13 protein-coding genes are annotated in these 15663 nt (G+C 62.9%); 4 read left to right on the forward strand and 9 right to left on the reverse strand.

The features are described from left to right. The first annotated feature begins 13 nt into the window (after positions 1-13). The 3 genes from ACMXX3_RS03605 (at position 14) to ACMXX3_RS03615 (ending at position 3581) form a co-directional block, all read left to right on the forward strand. On the forward strand, positions 14-676 hold the full coding sequence (locus tag ACMXX3_RS03605; protein ID WP_421083400.1) for a response regulator transcription factor: 663 nt from the start codon (positions 14-16) through the stop codon (positions 674-676). Beyond that, positions 673-2190 carry an SLC13 family permease gene (locus tag ACMXX3_RS03610; protein WP_421083401.1) on the forward strand — a complete coding sequence of 506 codons (1518 nt, stop codon included), beginning with the start codon at positions 673-675 and terminating at the stop codon, positions 2188-2190. The genes ACMXX3_RS03605 and ACMXX3_RS03610 overlap by 4 nt, the downstream gene beginning before the upstream one ends. A gap of 149 nt (positions 2191-2339) precedes the next feature. Continuing rightward, complete coding sequence (locus tag ACMXX3_RS03615; protein ID WP_421083402.1) at positions 2340-3581, forward strand: glycerate kinase; 1242 nt, start codon at positions 2340-2342, stop codon at positions 3579-3581. Positions 3582-3677: 96 nt separating this feature from the next. Here ACMXX3_RS03615 and ACMXX3_RS03620 read toward each other — a convergent pair whose 3' ends face one another. Beyond that, positions 3678-5240 (reverse strand): AMP-binding protein, encoded by a 1563-nt coding sequence (locus ACMXX3_RS03620; RefSeq protein ID WP_421083403.1) that lies wholly within the window; start codon positions 5238-5240, stop codon positions 3678-3680. A 167-nt stretch (positions 5241-5407) separates the two neighbouring features. Between ACMXX3_RS03620 and ACMXX3_RS03625 the strand changes: the two genes are divergently transcribed. Next, positions 5408-5806: an ankyrin repeat domain-containing protein gene (locus ACMXX3_RS03625; RefSeq protein ID WP_421083404.1), complete on the forward strand. Its 399-nt coding sequence runs from the start codon at positions 5408-5410 to the stop codon at positions 5804-5806. Between the two features lie 61 nt (positions 5807-5867). Here the strand turns inward: ACMXX3_RS03625 and ACMXX3_RS03630 are convergent, their stop codons facing one another. The 8 genes from ACMXX3_RS03630 to pheT all read right to left on the reverse strand — a co-directional run bounded on the left by ACMXX3_RS03630 (position 5868) and on the right by pheT (position 15663). Continuing rightward, positions 5868-6347: an arginine repressor gene (locus ACMXX3_RS03630; protein ID WP_421083405.1), complete on the reverse strand. Its 480-nt coding sequence runs from the start codon at positions 6345-6347 to the stop codon at positions 5868-5870. A gap of 56 nt (positions 6348-6403) precedes the next feature. Continuing rightward, positions 6404-7357: an ornithine carbamoyltransferase gene (argF, locus tag ACMXX3_RS03635; protein WP_421083406.1), complete on the reverse strand. Its 954-nt coding sequence runs from the start codon at positions 7355-7357 to the stop codon at positions 6404-6406. A 109-nt stretch (positions 7358-7466) separates the two neighbouring features. Beyond that, positions 7467-8684, reverse strand: coding sequence for an acetylornithine transaminase (locus ACMXX3_RS03640; protein WP_421083407.1), 1218 nt, complete (start codon positions 8682-8684; stop codon positions 7467-7469). 9 nt (positions 8685-8693) lie between these two features. Then, positions 8694-9641, reverse strand: coding sequence for an acetylglutamate kinase (gene argB / locus ACMXX3_RS03645; RefSeq protein WP_421083581.1), 948 nt, complete (start codon positions 9639-9641; stop codon positions 8694-8696). Between the two features lie 84 nt (positions 9642-9725). Further along, positions 9726-10937, reverse strand: a complete 1212-nt coding sequence (argJ, locus tag ACMXX3_RS03650; protein WP_421083408.1) for a bifunctional glutamate N-acetyltransferase/amino-acid acetyltransferase ArgJ — start codon at positions 10935-10937, stop codon at positions 9726-9728. Beyond that, positions 10934-11977, reverse strand: a complete 1044-nt coding sequence (gene argC, locus ACMXX3_RS03655; protein WP_421083409.1) for an N-acetyl-gamma-glutamyl-phosphate reductase — start codon at positions 11975-11977, stop codon at positions 10934-10936. The genes argJ and argC overlap by 4 nt, the downstream gene beginning before the upstream one ends. A gap of 172 nt (positions 11978-12149) precedes the next feature. Further along, positions 12150-12818 carry a hypothetical protein gene (locus tag ACMXX3_RS03660; protein WP_421083410.1) on the reverse strand — a complete coding sequence of 223 codons (669 nt, stop codon included), beginning with the start codon at positions 12816-12818 and terminating at the stop codon, positions 12150-12152. A gap of 292 nt (positions 12819-13110) precedes the next feature. Further along, positions 13111-15663 (reverse strand): phenylalanine--tRNA ligase subunit beta, encoded by a 2553-nt coding sequence (gene pheT / locus ACMXX3_RS03665; RefSeq protein WP_421083411.1) that lies wholly within the window; start codon positions 15661-15663, stop codon positions 13111-13113.

Consider the following 15663-nt stretch of genomic DNA (forward strand, 5'->3'; position numbering starts at 1 on the left):
CCAAGGAAACATCATGAGCCATATCCTCATCGTCGAAGATGACCCGCGCATCTCATCCTTCATCGTCAAGGGCCTCAAATCCGCTGGCTACACCTCAACCCTCATCGACGACGGCCGCAGCGCCTACACCCTCGCCAAGGTCAGCGACTTCGACCTCATCATCCTCGACGTCGGCCTGCCCTCCATGGACGGATTCACCATCATGAAATCCCTCCGCGCCGATGGAATCACCACCCCCATCATCATGCTCACCGCCCGCGACTCCGTCTCAGACACCCTCGAAGGCCTCGAAAACGGCGCCAACGACTACATGACCAAACCCTTCCAGTTCGCCGAGCTCCTCGCCCGCATCCGCCTGCGCCTGCTCGACACCAACCGTGAAGAAACCTCCGCCAGCGCCCTCACCCACCGCGACCTAGAGCTCAACGTCCTCTCCCGCCAGGTGACCGTCGCCGGCCGCATCGCAGAACTCACCAGCCGCGAATTCGCCCTGCTGGAAACCTTCATGCGCCACAAGAACCAGGTGCTCTCCCGTGAACAGCTCCTCGGCCAGGTCTGGGGCATGGACTTCGACCCCAACTCCAACATCGTCGATGTCTACATTCGCGCCCTCCGCAAGAAAATCGGCGACGACTACATCGTCACCGTCCGAGGGGCAGGATACCGATTCGTATGATGAAAATTCTCTACACCTCCACCGCCCCGGTAGCAGAAGCCCCCGCCCTCTTCGAAGAGCGCGTCGTCACCAAACCCAGCTTCATCACCGGCAAGCTGCTCGTCAGCTTCTTCATCGCCCTCGTACTCATCGCAGGCGCAGCCTACACCGGTATGACCAGCGAAGCCCTCACCCTCGAAGGCGCCCTCACCCTAGCCATCTTCACCCTGGCCATCTGGGCCTGGGTCTTCTCCCCCCTCTCAGACACCTACGTCTCCCTGGCAGCGGCCGTGGCCCTGGTCCTCACCGGAATCATCACCACCGACCAGTTCACCGCCTCCTTCGGCACCAGCGCCGTCTGGCTCCTGGTAGCAGCCGTCGTCATGGCCCAGGCCCTCACCGCCTCCGGCCTCACCCGCCGCCTCACCGCCCGCCTGGTCTCCCTGGCCCGTACCCCGCGCCAGCTAGCCCACCTCTACAACCTGGCCCTCTTCCTCACCGTCTATCTGGTGCCCTCCCCCTCCGGCCGAGCCGCTCTGGCCCTGCCTATCTACCAGGCCATGGCAGAAGCCATGCCTGAACGCACCAAACTCATCAAAGCCCTCGGCCTTCTTGCCCCCTCCACCATCCTGGTCTCAGCAGTCGCTTCCTTCATCGGCGCAGGTGCCCACCTGGTCACCGCTGAAATCCTGGTCGCCTACGGGCTAGAAACCATTGGCTTCCTGGAATGGATGATCCTCGGCTCAGGCCTCGGCTTCGCAGCCTCCCTGCTGGTGACAGAACTGGTCTTCCTCCTCTTCCCCACCCGCGACGGCGACGACAAACGAATCCGAATCACCCTGGCCGACTTCGAAACCGAAGGCACCACCCCGGTGCGAGGCGCCCTCACCCAGGCAGAAAAGAACATCACCCTGACCCTGGCCATCGCCATCGTCCTCTGGTGTACTGAATCCTTCCACGGCCTAGACCCCGTCATTGTCGCTATCCTTGGCGCCCTGGCAGCCTCAGCGCCCGTCTTCGGATCCGTCAAACTCGGCCCCGCCCTGAAAAAGGCCCCCTGGCCCATGCTGGTCTTCATGGCCACCACCCTGGCCATCGGCACCGCCCTCTCAGAATCAGGGGCCGCCACCTGGCTGGCAGAAGCAATCTTCGCCCCGGTCTCAGGGATGGGACGCGGCGGTGCAGCAGCCTTCGTCCTGCTCGTCATTGCCCTCTCCACCGTTGCCCACCTGGTCATCCAGTCCCGCAGCGCCCGATCAGCAGTCCTCGTACCCCTGATCATCACCGCAGCGATCCCCCTGGGCGTCAACCCCGTCGCAGCAGCCTTCATCTCAACCGCAGCCGCAGGCTTCTGCCACACCCTGACCTCCAGCGCCAAGCCGGTCGCCCTCTTCGCCTCCATTGACGGGCAAACCACCTACACCTCAGCAGACCTCCTCAAACTCAGCATCTGGCTAGCGCCCCTGCACTCAGCCCTGATCGCCGGCTTCGCCTTCTACATCTGGCCAGCCATGGGTCTGCCCCTCTACCTCTAAAACTTCCACCTCATACAAAAACCCAAACACCGGGCGTCCTCCCCAAACAGGACCCAGGCTTCCCCTCCTGCACCCAAAAACCGACCCAAACCGGTGAGCAGGACCCCAAACACCGGAAGCGCCCACTTACCTTACAAAGGAGAAAAACCATGTCCATGACCATTCCCCAGCGCATCCTGATCGCCCCCTCCGGCTTCAAGGGCTCCCTCGAGGCAGACGTCGTCGCTGACGCCATCGCCGCCGGTATCCGCCGAGTCACCCCCGGTATCAACACCGTCACCATGCCTATCCCCGACGGCGGCGAAGGCACCGCCAAAATGCTGGCAGGCTCCACCGGCGGCCGCATTATCCGCACCCGCGTCACCGGCCCCGTCGGCCAGGAAGTAGACTCCCACTACGCCCTGCTAGGCGGCGGCCAGGACGGCGTCGCTGTCGTTGAAATGGCAGCAGCAGCAGGCCTCTCCCTCGTCCCCACAGACCTGCGGAACCCCGCAGAAACCACCACCTACGGCGTCGGCCAGCTCATCGCAGAAGCCCTCGACAACCCCGACGTCCACACCGTCCTGGTTGGCTGCGGCGACTCCGGCACCTCCGACGGCGGCGCAGGAGCCCTCGCCGCCCTCGGTGCCCGCATCCTCAACGAAGCAGGCGAAGAAATCCCCCTCGGCGGCGCCCACCTCACCGAAGCGGCCAGCATCGACTACAGCAACCTGCACCCCCGCGCCCGCACCGCCCGCATCGTCCTGGCCCTCAACCAGCACAACATTCTGACCGGCCCCAAGGGCGTCGCCCGGATCTTCGGACCCCAGAAGGGGGCAACCCCCGAGCAGGTCGAACAGCTCGATGCAGCCCTCACCCACTGGGCTAACCTGCTCACCACCACCCACGCCGAAATGACCGGTACCCCCGGCCAGATCGACTTCCACACCGGCGCAGGCACCGGCGCATCCGGCGGCCTGGGTGCAGGCTTGGCCTTCATCGGCGCAGAGCTCACCCCCCGCTTTGAAGCCCTCATCGACTCCGGCCTGGCAGGGATCAACCTGAACGAAGAAATCGCCCACGCCGACCTCATCATCACCGCAGAAGGCGCCATCGACTTCCAGACCCCCAAGGGCAAGGTTCCCGCCGAAATCGCAAGCCGCGCCCGCGCCACCGGCGCCCCCGTCCTGGCCCTGGCAGGTTCCATTGGCAAGAAGGCCTACAAGGTCCACGAAGCAGGCATTGACGCCTTCGCCTCCATCATCCCCCTGCCCATGGACCTGGAAGACGCCCTGGTCAACGGTGAAGAACTCCTCACCGACTCAGCCGAACGTACCTTCCGCATGATCCTGCTCGGTGCCTCCCTGAGCGCCAACATGCAGACCCGCAAGGCCATGGGCAAGGCAGCCTAAAGCCCAGCTTCAGGCCCCCTAGATGTAGTAAGCCCCTGCCGTCACCTTCTTGAGCATACTGGTGACAGGCAGGGGCTTACTCTTTTAATCTGTGCCTTAGGCGTTCAGACTTTCAGCAAGAACCCGCTTCAAGATTTTGCCGGTAGGACCCAGCGGAAGCTCGGTTTTGAGCAGGTAGCGGCGGGGGTACTTATAGGCTGCCAGCTGCTGCTGGGCAAGGCTGTCTAAGGACGCAACCAGCTCAGCTTGGCCCTCAGCGTCCAGCTCCTCGCGGGGCACCACCACAGCCACGACTTCTTCCCCCACCGACTCTGAGGGCTGGCCGATGACCGCCGCTAAACGCACTTGCGGGTGGGTGTAGAGAACATCCTCAATCTCCCGCGGGTAGACGCTATTGCCGTTTCGCAGAATCATGTCCTTGAGGCGGTCAACAATAAAGATATTGCCCTCAGAATCTAAGCGGGCAACGTCCCCGGTAGCGAACCAGTCGCCGTCCATCACGGCAGCAGTAGCCTCGGGGTTACCCCAGTAACCGGCCATGACATTAGGGCCCTTGACCCACAGCTGACCGGGCTCCCCGGCAGGAAGGGGGGTGCCCGCCCTGTCGCGGATCTGCACCTGAACCCCGGGCAAGGGGCGGCCAACAGAACCAATGACCAGGCCAAACTCCGCCTGGTTGAAGCTAACCACCGGCGCTGTTTCACTCAGCCCGTACCCCTCATAAATGGGAAAAGCCGCAAGGTTCTCAATATCAGCATGGACGGAGGCCGGCAGGGCAGCCCCACCGGAGATACCAAACCGGACCTGGCCCCTCAGCTTCTTAGCCAGGGCCGGATCAGTTGCAAGATAGCTGGCCAAGGCACTGTACATGGTCGGAACAGCTGCAAACACCGTCACCCCAGCACTAGCGCACAGCTGGGCAGCCCCACCCGGAGTGAACCGGGGCAAGAGGGCAATAGAAGCACCAGCAGCCACCACCGCATTCATCGACACTGTCTGGCCAAAAGCATGGAAGAGGGGAAGGCCCCCAAAAATCACATCAGAGGAGGAAAAACCAAAAACATCAACGCAGGTTGTAGCGTTAGACAGCATATTGGCGTGGGTCAGGGTCGCCCCCTTGGGGGCCCCGGTCGTCCCCGAGGTGTATAACAAAACAGCAGGGGCGGACGGCTCCACCGCCTCCGGCTGCCAGGGATCAAGGACGGCAGCCCCAAAGTCAGTATCTAGGGCCAGCACCTCAACGGTGGTAGCCTCCCCCACCTCAGCCTGCGCCTGCGGGGCTTCCTCAGCCACGCGCGTACCTGATCCCGCCAGCAGAAGCCGGGCACCGGCGTCCTGAACCTGGTAAGCAACCTCACGGGCAGCCAGCAGGGGGTGCAAAGGCACCGCAACCGCCCCCAAACTCAAGGTCGCATAATAGAGGGCCACCATAGCCGGAACATTTGGCAGGGCCAAAGCCACCCGGTCACCAGATTCCACCCCAGCCCGCTTCAAAAAATCCCGGGCAGAACCGGTCAAGGCAACCAGCTGCCGGTAGCTTAAGCAACCACCAGCCCAAGTCAAAGCAGGATTCTCATCAGCAAACCGGGCAGACAAGACAGCCGCAAGATTATGCTCAGGTGCAGCAGAAACATGTGCACCAGACTCAGAAACAGACATGGGAAAAAGCCTTTTCAACGGGGGAACAACACAGCCCATTGTGCCACACAGGTCACACCCGCACCGCTAGGTGCACAGTACAAATAAGCAAGCGCCACCCTCAAAGCCCACCCCGAAGCCACCCCAAAGGCTTGCTAACAACCGCTCATATCTGAGAAAGTGAAACCATGACAGAAGTACAAACCGGCCTTACCGACCAAGAACTCGACTTTCTCAACTCGGTATTTGACATGGCTCGTGACAACAAGCCAGTAGCCCTCAAATCCCTCTTTGACCAGGGGGTTCCCGTCGATCTGACCAACGCTAAGGGCGATACCCTCCTCATTCTGGCCGCCTACCACGAGCACGCCGACCTCGTGCAGCTTCTCATCAACGAAGGTGCCGACCTCGACCGCCTCAACGAACGCGGCCAAACCGCCCTGGTCTGCGCAACCTTCCGCAACAACCTCCCCATCGCCCGCATGCTCCTGGACGCAGGCGCCGACGAAACCCTCGGCACCCAAACCCCCGCCGACGTCGCCGAATTCTTCAATCTCGACGAGATGAAAGAACTCTTCGCCTCCTAAAACAGGTTGCCCAAAGCCCCCGACCTTCCCTCAGAAGGCCGGGGGCTTTTTCACAGAATTCTTAGGCAGCCCACTCCAAGAAGAGGTGGGCAACCTCCTGACCACCCATGGGATCGCGGGTAATCACCATAACCGTATCGTCACCGGCAATCGACCCCAGAATAGGCTCAATACCGGCCTGGTCAATGGCAGAGGCCAGGAACTGGGCAGCCCCCGGCGGGGTACGCAAAATCACCAGGTTAGCTGAAGCCTCAGCGGTAACCAGCAATTCTTTAAAGAGGGAGACCAGGCGGGCGTCGGGGCCGTCCTGGGAGCTTCGGCGGACCGGATGGTTGGGCACCGCATAAATCAGCCCCGATTTTTCATCCCGTACCCGCTCAGCCCCAATCTCAACCAGGTCCCGGGAGAGGGTCGCCTGGGTGACTTTCAAACCATCGTCCGTCAAAATCTGGGCAAGTTCAGCCTGCGAGCGCACCCGGTGGGTCTGCAGGACCTCAATAATGCGGGCCTGACGCGCGGTCTTTGTCGAAGGAATAGCCATTCTGTTCTCTCAGTTACACGGGGGTGGTGGGGTTCGTGTGGTTCGTTGGGGCCGGTCTAGCGGGCGGTACGTTCGTCGGTGGCCATGCCTGATTCGACCAGGAGGAAGGTGAGCAGGGCTTTTTGGGCGTGGAGGCGGTTTTCGGCTTCGTCGAAGACGACGGAGGCGGGCCCGTCGATGACGGCGGCGGTGACTTCGTAGCCCCGGTAGGCGGGTAGGCAGTGCAGGAAGATTGCTTCGGGGGCGGCCTGGGCCATGGCTTCGGCGTTGACGGTGTAGGGTTTGAAGACTTCTGCTCGGGCTTCTTTTTCGTCTTCTTGGCCCATGGAGATCCAGGTGTCGGTGATGACGACGTCGGCCCCGGCCAGGGCTTGGGCGGGGTCGGTGGTGACCAGGATGGATCCGCCGGTTTCTGCGGCGCGGGCTTCTGCTTCGGCGACGACGGAGTCAGCGGGCAGGTAGTCTGCGGGGCCGGCGACGCGAACGTGCATTCCGGCGGTTGCTCCGCCGAGTAGGTAGGAGTTGGCCATGTTGTTGGCGGCATCTCCCAGGTAGACCATGGTGAGGCCTGCAAGCTGGCCCTTGTGTTCCTGGATGGTTTGGAGGTCGGCTAGGATCTGGCAGGGGTGGTAGTCATCGGAGAGGGCATTGATGACGGGGACGCGGGAGTGTTCTGCCATTTCTTCAAGACCGGCCTGGGCGTAGGTGCGCCAGACAATGGCTGAGACCATGCGGGAGATAACGGCGGCGGTGTCTGAGACGGATTCCTTGTGGCCCAGCTGGGCTTCGCCGGGGTTGACGATGAGGGGGTTGCCGCCGAGGTCAGCGATACCGGCGTGGAAGGAGAAGCGGGTGCGGGTGGAGGTCTTGTCAAAGAGGACGGCGACGGTCTGGGGGCCTGCCAGGGGTTTGAAACCGTAGCGGTCGGCCTTCATGGCGGCGGCCAGATCCAGTACGCGGGCCTGTTCGGCCGGGGTGAGGTCTGTGTCCTTGAGGAAGTGACGGACCATGAGGTCTCCTTTGGTCTCAGGCGGTGGATTACCGCAGAAATCTCATTATATGCATAAGTTTCTGATATTTATGCATTGTGTGGATATGGGGCGCTTCTACCGCTCTCCCCTACTGCTTGCGGGCTTCAGCCAGGATCTGGGGGAAGGCAGCGGTAAACTCGGCAAGCTCGGCATCGGTGATGGTCAGGGCCGGGGCGATGCGGACGGTGCGGGCATCGGGGGCGTTGACGATAAAGCCAGACGACCGGGCGGCGGTGACGAAGGCAGGCGCCAGGGGGGCTCCGGCGTCCGTCGTGTCGCTCTCCAGCACAATGCCAATCAGAAGGCCCGCTCCCCTGGTTTCTGCCACACCGGCTACTTCTTCGATAGCCCGCCGGAAGGTGGCCCCCCGCTCGGTTGCTGCAGCCAGCAGGCCCTCAGTTTCTATGACGTTCAGGGTTGCGTTTGCTGCTGCGGTGGCCAATGGGTTGCCGCCGAAGGTGGTTCCGTGCATACCAGCTTCAAGGGTGCTGGCGTTCTCAGCGCCAACGACGATCATGGCCCCGATGGGGAAACCGCCGCCAAGGCCCTTAGCCAGGGTAATGGCGTCGGGCAGGTTCTCGCCGGTGAGTTCACGGGAGTGCTCAAACCAGCGGCCGGTGCGACCCATGCCGGTCTGGACCTCGTCGATGATGAGGAGGGCACCGTGGGCCCGGGTCAGTTCGCGGGCACGGGTGAGGTAGCCGTCAGGCAGGGGCAGGACGCCGGCCTCCCCCTGGATAGGTTCGATAATGAGGGCGGCGACGTCGTCGGTCAGGTGCTCTTCCAGGGCATCAAGAGTGGCCGGGATGTGTTTGATACCGGTGGGAAGCGGTTCGAAGGGTTCCCGGTAGGCGGGCTTCCAGGTGAGGGACAGGGCCCCCAGGGTGCGGCCGTGAAAGCCGTGGTCTAGGGCCAGGACGGTGCCCTTCCCCCGGGTGTTGCCGTGGCGGCGGGCCAGTTTGTAGGCCGCCTCGTTAGCCTCGGTGCCGGAGTTGCAGAAAAAGACTTTGCCGTCCTCAGCCCCCAGGTAACGCAGGAGCCGCTGGGCCAGGCCCACCTGCTGGGGGGTGGTAAAGAAGTTAGAGACGTGGGCCAGGGTAGCTGCCTGCTCAGCGACAGCCTTCACCCAGGCCGGGTGGGCATGGCCCAGGGCATTGACGGCAATACCGCCCAGAAGATCCAGGTAGACCTTACCGTCAGCGTCCGTCACGCGGGAGCCTGCCCCCTCCACCAAGACCAGGCTGGGGTCGCCAAAGACCCCGAGCAGGTCATTTCTGTAGTCGGTGAGGAAAGATTCTTGGGTCATGGTGGGCTCCTAGTAGGTGACCGGCTTGAGCTGGAAATCAGGGGCCGGGTGGTGCCAGGGGGCGTCGTGGGCGTCGTCAGGGGTTAGCTGGGTACCGATACCCTTATCGGTAAAAATTTCAAGCAGGGGCGAATGGGGCAGGCGGCCATCGACGATCGAGGCGCGAGGAACCCCGTGCTCGACCGCCTGCAGGCAGGCTGTCATTTTGGGGATCATGCCCGAGACCAAGGAGGGCAGCATCTCGCGCAACTCCGAGACGGTCAGGGAGGAAATGAGGGAGTCCTTATCGGGCCAGTTGGCGTAAAGGCCCTCCACGTCGGTCAGGACGACCAGCTTCTCAGCCCCCAGGGCCGCAGCAACAGCGGCGGCGGCAGTATCAGCGTTCACGTTCAGGATTTCGCCGGTGAGGCCTGCTAAACCGTGGGAGTGACCCGGGTACTTTTCGGGGTCGTGCATTTCCGGGGCAACCGAGGAAATCACGGGGATCTTCCCGGCCTCAATCATGGACATAATCGCGGTGGTATTCACCCCAACGACTTCACCGACCAGGCCCAGGTCGACCTCCTGCCCGTCCACCACGGTGCCAATCCGGCGGGCCCTCAGCAGGCCGCCGTCCTCCCCGCTCATGGCCACCGCAAAGGGGCCGTGGGTATTGATGAGGGACACTAGCTCGCGGGCCACCTGGCCGGTCAGCACCATACGGACGACGTCCATCGCCTCCGGGGTGGTGTAGCGCAACCCGCCACGGAACTCGCTCTCAATCCCCAGCTTATCCAGCATGGCAGTGATCTGCGGGCCGCCCCCGTGGACAACCACCGGGCAGATGCCAATCGTCCGCAAAAAGACCATATCTTCTGCGAAAGCCGCGCGTAGCTCGTCCGAAATCATGGCGTTGCCGCCGTACTTGAAGACCATGACCTTGCCCCGGAACTGCTGGATCCAGGGCAGGGCCTCCATGAGGGTTTTAGCCTTTTCTTGGGCGGTATCGAAGCGGGCTTGGGCGTTATTCTGCACTGCCACGGTGGGTCTCTTTCCTTGGGTTTAGCTGGAGTAGGCGGAATTTTCGTGGACGTAGTCGTGGGTGAGGTCGTTGGTCCAGATAGTGGCTTCGTGCTCACCTGCACCTAGATCGATCTCAACCGTGACCTTACGCTGGGCGGCTAGGTCAACCAGGGAGCGATCCTGGCCGATACCGCCGCCGGTGCAGACCTGCACCCCGTTGATCGTGACATTGACCTGCTCGGGTTCAAAGGTAGCGCTGGTGGTGCCCACCTCAGAGAGAATCCGGCCCCAGTTAGGGTCGTTACCGAAAATTGCGGTCTTGAAGAGATTTGAGCGAGCCACCGCGCGGGAGACTTCTTCAGCCTCTAGCTCGGTGGCGGCGTTGAAGGTACGCACATGAACATCGTGGCTTGCCCCCTCAGCATCGCCAATAAGCTGCAGGGCCAAATCCTGGCAGACGGCGGTGAGGGCTTCAGTGAAGGTGCCCAGATCCGGTTCAATGGCTGAAGCACCGGAGCTCATCAGAATCACGGTGTCATTGGTGGACATGCAGCCGTCAGAATCAGCCCGGTTGAAGCTCAGGCGGACGGCCTCCCGCAGGGCGGTATCGAGGTTTTCAGGTGACACCAGGGCGTCAGTGGTTACGACCACCAGCATGGTCGCCAGGCCCGGGGCCAGCATACCTGCCCCCTTGGCCATACCACCGATCAGGTAGGAGCCGCCCTCTTCAATCTCAACCTCAAGGGCAGCCTGCTTTGAGACGGTATCGGTGGTCATAATGGCCTCAGCCGCATCGGTGCTCGCCTCCGGGCTCACCCCCAGGGAAGCAACCGCGCGGGCTGCGCCGTCCTTCAGCTTATCCAGGGGCAGGCGCTGGCCAATCAGGCCGGTGGAGCAGACCAGAACGTCCCCGGCAGAAACATCAAGCAGCTCAGCTACATACTCGACACTCGCGTGGGCGTCCTGGAACCCCGGGGCCCCGGTGCAGGCGTTGGCCCCACCCGAGTTGAGCAGGACGGCATCGGCCCGGCCGTCGGTAATAGCCTGACGGCTCCACAGCACAGGGGCAGCAGCGAAGCGGTTGGTGGTAAAGACGGCAGCGGCGTTCTTGTTCGGGCCGTCATTGACGACAACAGCCACGTCCTTCTTCCCCTCGACAGAGCTGATACCTGCTGCAACACCGGCGGCGCGGAAACCCCGGGGGTAGGTGACGCCGAAGGTTGAGATTCCATCAATATGGTGCTGGGTCACGGTGCAAGTCCTTCCTGTAGCAGACCTGCATGTTCGGGCAGGCCCAGGGCAATGTTCATAGATTGGATGGCACCACCTGCGGTGCCCTTAGCAAGGTTATCGATGACGCTGGTGATAATGACGCGCCCGGCGTGCTCGTCCAAGGCCAGCTGGATCTCGGCGTGGTTGGAGCCCTGCACACTCTTGGTGGCGGGCCACTGCCCCGCAGGGAGCAGGTGGACGTACCTTTCGTCGGCGTAGGCGGCCTGCCAGGCTTCTCGAAGCTGGGCTTCGGTGACGCCAGGACGCACGCGGGCGGTAGCGGTGGCCAGGATCCCCCGGGGCATGGGGGCCAGGGTGGGGGTGAAAGAAATCTGGACCTGTTCACCGGCGACCATGGAGAGCTTTTCTTCGATTTCCGGGGTGTGGCGGTGGGAACCACCGACCCCGTAGGGGCTCATTCCGCCCATGACCTCAGCCGACAAGAGGTGGGGCTTGAGGCTCTTACCTGCCCCGGAGGTGCCGGAGGCGGCAACAATCACAACATCGGTGGGCTCCAACAGGCCAGCAGCAAAGCCGGGGGCTAGTGCCAAAACGGACGCTGTGGGGTAGCAGCCGGGCACAGCAACCCGTTTGGTTCCCACGAGGTTCTGGCGTTGCTTACCTTCGGGCAGGGGCAGTTCGGGCAGGCCGTAGGGCCAAGTGCCGGAATGTTCTGATCCGTAGAACTTAACCCAGGCAGCCCCGTCCTCAAGCCGGTGGTCGGCCCCGGCGTCAATCACCAGGGTGTCCTCGGGCAGTTGGGCTGCGATCTCGGCGCTGGCCCCGTGGGGCAGGGCCATGAAGACGACGTCGTGCCCGCTCAGGGCCTCGGCGGTGGTATCAGCGACGATCAGGTCGGCATAGGCGCGGAGGTGGGGGGCCAGGTCACCCAGACGGGAGCCAGCGGACGAGTGGGCGGCAACGGTTTTCACCTCGACGTCGGGGTGGGTTGCCAGAAGGCGCAGAATCTCACCACCGGCGTATCCGGTGGCACCTGTGACAGCTACGGTAATAGTCATAGCCCTATTTTTGCATGTTTTTACATTGCAGTAAATATTTATGCATAGCGTTTCGTTATATGAACCACATTCCGCTCCCCTGCCCCGCTCAAGAGGAGGTTAAACAGAAAAGACCACCCGGCAGGCGGTCTTTTCTACTCATATCAGCCCTACCAAAAAGAGCCAAGATTGCCTAGAAGTCTGCGGACTTTCGCTTCCGAATCACCATAAAGGTACCCACAACGCCAGCACCAAAAACAAGGATTGCCCCCACCAGGCGGAACATAGCACTGCGCTTCTGGTCCCCTACGGTATCGCTCGTCACCGGAACCAGGGTGCCCTCGGCGCCGGTGCGGGCAACGGTCAGCTCAGATTCCCCCACCTGAACCAGCAGGGCGTCCACCGTCTCGGGGAAGTCTGCCTTGACGGTGCCGGTCTGGCTGCCACGGAACTTCACCGAAGCACCAGGGCTGGCAGCGGCAGGGTCAGCAATGTCAGACACAAAGGTCTTGCCCGCCAGGGCTTCATCCTGGGGAAGGGTGCCGGTGTAAATACCGACGTTTCTATCCGACTGCAGATCGCGGGTTGCTTCTTCAAGGGTGCCGGTCATCACCCAGGAGCGGTTCTCGTAGCCTTCGTTGGCGCGGGCCTCATTGAAGGTACGGACGCCACCGACCAGGAGCACCAGGGCAATGATCGTTGCCACCAGCATCATTCCTGCAGCCGCCAGCTTGGGGCCGAGGGGGCCACGGGGTTCATCATAGATACCCTCTTCATCGCCCTCGGTAAAGGTGAAAAAGTCGTCGGTAGGGACGTCTTCCCCGTTGGGATACTGTTCATCGAGGTGTCGCTGGTCGCTCACGGTGCTTCTCCAGAAGTGGTGGGTTTAGTGCCAAAATCTTGGCCAGAAGACCGCCCTGAAACGGCCCGAGTAGGGCCCTTGCGCTAGAGCCGGTGGAATCTACCGGGGTTTAGTGGGCGGTCTTCCATACTACCGGTTTATCAGGCCTCTGAGTATAGGTTTGAGACAGCAATCAGGAAACCTTCAGGTCATATTACATTTTGCAACAGAACAAGGACGCCGCCCCCACCTCCCCTGCCCCAGGGGCAGGAGGGGTGGGTGGCGGCGTCCTCACCAGATTTAGCCGGGTTACTTAGGCTCGCTGGACTGCCCCGAAGCGTTCGGCGGCGAGCGCGACGCCTGCTTCGCGGGCGGCCGAGGCCTCGTCGGCGGTCAGGGTGCGGTCGGTGGCGCGGAAGCGCAGGGCGAAGGCCATGGACTTCTTACCTTCTTCGATACCGGTGCCGCGGTAGTCGTCGAAAACGCGGACGTCCTCCAGCAGCTCACCGGCGCCCTCAGCCAGGGCGGCGGCAAGGTCAGAAGCCGGGACGGTGGCGTCCACAATCAGGGCGACGTCCTGGTTAGCTGCCGGGTAGCCGGAGATACCGGTAGCCTGAACCGCCTCACCAGCCTGAGCGATGAGGGCGGTGAAGTTGAGTTCGAAGGCGCTGGTGCGCTCGGGCAGGTTCAGCTTGGCCAGTAGCTTGGGGTGCAGTTCACCGGCGTAGGCGATGACCTCACCAGCTGCGTCCTTGAGCACGGCGGTGCGGCCCGGGTGGAAGGCCTGGTGTTCGCCGTTTGCAACGGTGAGCTTCACGCCTGCGGCGTCAGCTACCAGCAGCACAGAGTCCAGGGCGTCGCGCCAATCAAAGGCACGGGCGGTAATGCCCGGGGTTTCCTCATGCTCAGTACCGGCGAAAAGACCGGCGATGTGGCGGGGCTGGTCGGGAATACCGGCGTTCAAATCTGCCAGAACCTCGTCGGCGGGCTTGACGCCCAGACCGGGGATTGAGGCTGACCCCAGCTGGGTGCCGGGGATAAAGACGGAGCCGGTCTCGTAGATGGCCAGGTTCTTGAAGCCGCGGGAGAGGTTGCGGGAGAGCACCTCGGTCAGGCCGGGCAGCAGGGAGCGGCGCATCCAGCCCTGGGCGGACGAGATGGGGTTAGCCAGGCGGATGGAGTCCACCGGCTCACCGGCAACCGGGGAAGCCCAGAGGTTGTTGTCTTCATCGGAGACGAAGGGGTAGGCAAAGACCTCGGTCAGACCTGAAGCTGCCAGGGCGTTGAGAGCCCGGCGGCGCAGGGTCTGCTCAACAGTATAACCGCGGCCGGGAGGGGCCACAGGCAGGGTGGAAGGAATCTGATCGTAGCCAACCAGACGGGCAACTTCCTCGGTCAGATCTTCCTTAGCGCCCAGGTCGGTGCGCCAGGAGGGCACAGTGACCTCGTAGGAGCCCTCAGCAACCTCAACACTGGCACCGATCTGTTCCAGGGAGCCAACAATCTGTTCCTGGGTGTAGTTGATGCCGATACGGCCTGCGGTGTAGTCGGCGGGCAGGGAGATAATGGTGGGGGTAAAGCTGCCACCGGCGTCCGTCACGCCCTCATCGACACTTGCACCGGCTAGCTCAACCAGCAGGTCAACGGCCCGCTGGGCGGCAGCTGCCTGAATCTGGGGGTCAACGCCGCGCTCAAAGCGCTTGGAGGCCTCAGAGGAGAGCTTGTGGCGGCGGGCGGTGCGGGCAATGGATACCTCATCGAAGCGGGCTGCCTCAATCACGATGCGGGTGGTGGAGTCGCTGACCTCGGTGGAGGCCCCTCCCATGACACCGGCCAGGCCGATAGGGCCGGACTCGTCGGTAATCAGCAGGTCTTCGGCGTGAAGCTCGCGTTCCTTCTCATCCAGGGTGGTGAGCTGCTCGCCAGCTTCGGCGCGGCGCACGGTGATGCCGCCGGTCAGCTTATCTGCATCGTAAAAATGCAGGGGCTGGCCGGTTTCGAGCATGACGTAGTTGGAAATATCCACCGGCAGGGAGACCGAGCGGACGCCTGCCAGGCGCAGGCGGGAGGACATCCAGGTGGGCACGGGGGCGGTTGCGTCCACGCCGCTGACCGAGCGGGCAACGAAGCGGGTGGCGCCGTCCTTACCGTGAATGGGGGCAGAGTCGGTCAGGGTGACGGGCAGGCCCGCGCCGTTGGCAGCAGGGGCCTTGGCAGCCAAATCGAGCACAAAGTCATCGAAGTCGTTGCCGGTGGCGTGGCAGTACTCGCGGGCAATACCGCGAATGGAGAAGCCGTAGCCGCGGTCGGGGGTGACGTTGACTTCAGCAGCTTCATCGTAGAGGCCCAGTAGCTCCATGGCGTCGGTGCCGATCTCGGGGTCAAGCCCCAGGGTGGAGAGCACCAGGATGCCGCCGTGGTCCTCACCGATACCCAGTTCCTTGACGGAGGCGATCATGCCGGCTGACTTGTGGCCGTAGGTCTTGCGGGCGGTAATAGCGAAGCCGCCGGGCAGTACAGCGCCGGGCAGGGTCACTACAACCTTGTCGCCGGGCTTGAAGTTGTGGGCGCCGCAGATAATGCCCTGCACGCCGGACTCTTCAATGCCCTTGCCGGTCAGGGTCTGCTTCTGTCCCTCGGGCACAACGCGCACCTGGCACCAGTTAACGGTCTTGCCGTTGGAGTGGGTTTCGGGCTCCATGGAGAGCACCTGACCCACCACGATGGGGCCGGTCAGCTCGTCGGTGGGGCGGTGGACGTCCTCTTCTTCCAGGCCAACTGTGACCAGGGTAGCCATGACATCTTCGGCGCGTGCGTCGGCCGGGACGGGTGCGTATTCACGCAGCCAGGAAAGGGGTACTCGCAT

This window comes from Rothia nasimurium (assembly GCF_049068285.1).
GTDB classification, from domain to species: domain Bacteria; phylum Actinomycetota; class Actinomycetes; order Actinomycetales; family Micrococcaceae; genus Rothia; species Rothia nasimurium_I.

What these genes read in the sequence shown, in the direction of transcription:
- ACMXX3_RS03620 (WP_421083403.1), bottom strand. Translation starts at nt 5,240, where the DNA reads ATGTCTGTTTCTGAGTCTGGTGCACATGTTTCTGCTGCACCTGAGCAT.
- ACMXX3_RS03630 (WP_421083405.1), bottom strand. Translation starts at nt 6,347, where the DNA reads ATGGCTATTCCTTCGACAAAGACCGCGCGTCAGGCCCGCATTATTGAG.
- ACMXX3_RS03625 (WP_421083404.1), top strand. Translation starts at nt 5,408, where the DNA reads ATGACAGAAGTACAAACCGGCCTTACCGACCAAGAACTCGACTTTCTC.
- argC (WP_421083409.1), bottom strand. Translation starts at nt 11,977, where the DNA reads ATGACTATTACCGTAGCTGTCACAGGTGCCACCGGATACGCCGGTGGT.
- ACMXX3_RS03605 (WP_421083400.1), top strand. Translation starts at nt 14, where the DNA reads ATGAGCCATATCCTCATCGTCGAAGATGACCCGCGCATCTCATCCTTC.
- ACMXX3_RS03610 (WP_421083401.1), top strand. Translation starts at nt 673, where the DNA reads ATGATGAAAATTCTCTACACCTCCACCGCCCCGGTAGCAGAAGCCCCC.
- ACMXX3_RS03615 (WP_421083402.1), top strand. Translation starts at nt 2,340, where the DNA reads ATGTCCATGACCATTCCCCAGCGCATCCTGATCGCCCCCTCCGGCTTC.
- pheT (WP_421083411.1), bottom strand. Translation starts at nt 15,663, where the DNA reads ATGCGAGTACCCCTTTCCTGGCTGCGTGAATACGCACCCGTCCCGGCC.
- ACMXX3_RS03640 (WP_421083407.1), bottom strand. Translation starts at nt 8,684, where the DNA reads ATGACCCAAGAATCTTTCCTCACCGACTACAGAAATGACCTGCTCGGG.
- argB (WP_421083581.1), bottom strand. Translation starts at nt 9,641, where the DNA reads ATGGAGGCCCTGCCCTGGATCCAGCAGTTCCGGGGCAAGGTCATGGTC.
- argF (WP_421083406.1), bottom strand. Translation starts at nt 7,357, where the DNA reads ATGGTCCGTCACTTCCTCAAGGACACAGACCTCACCCCGGCCGAACAG.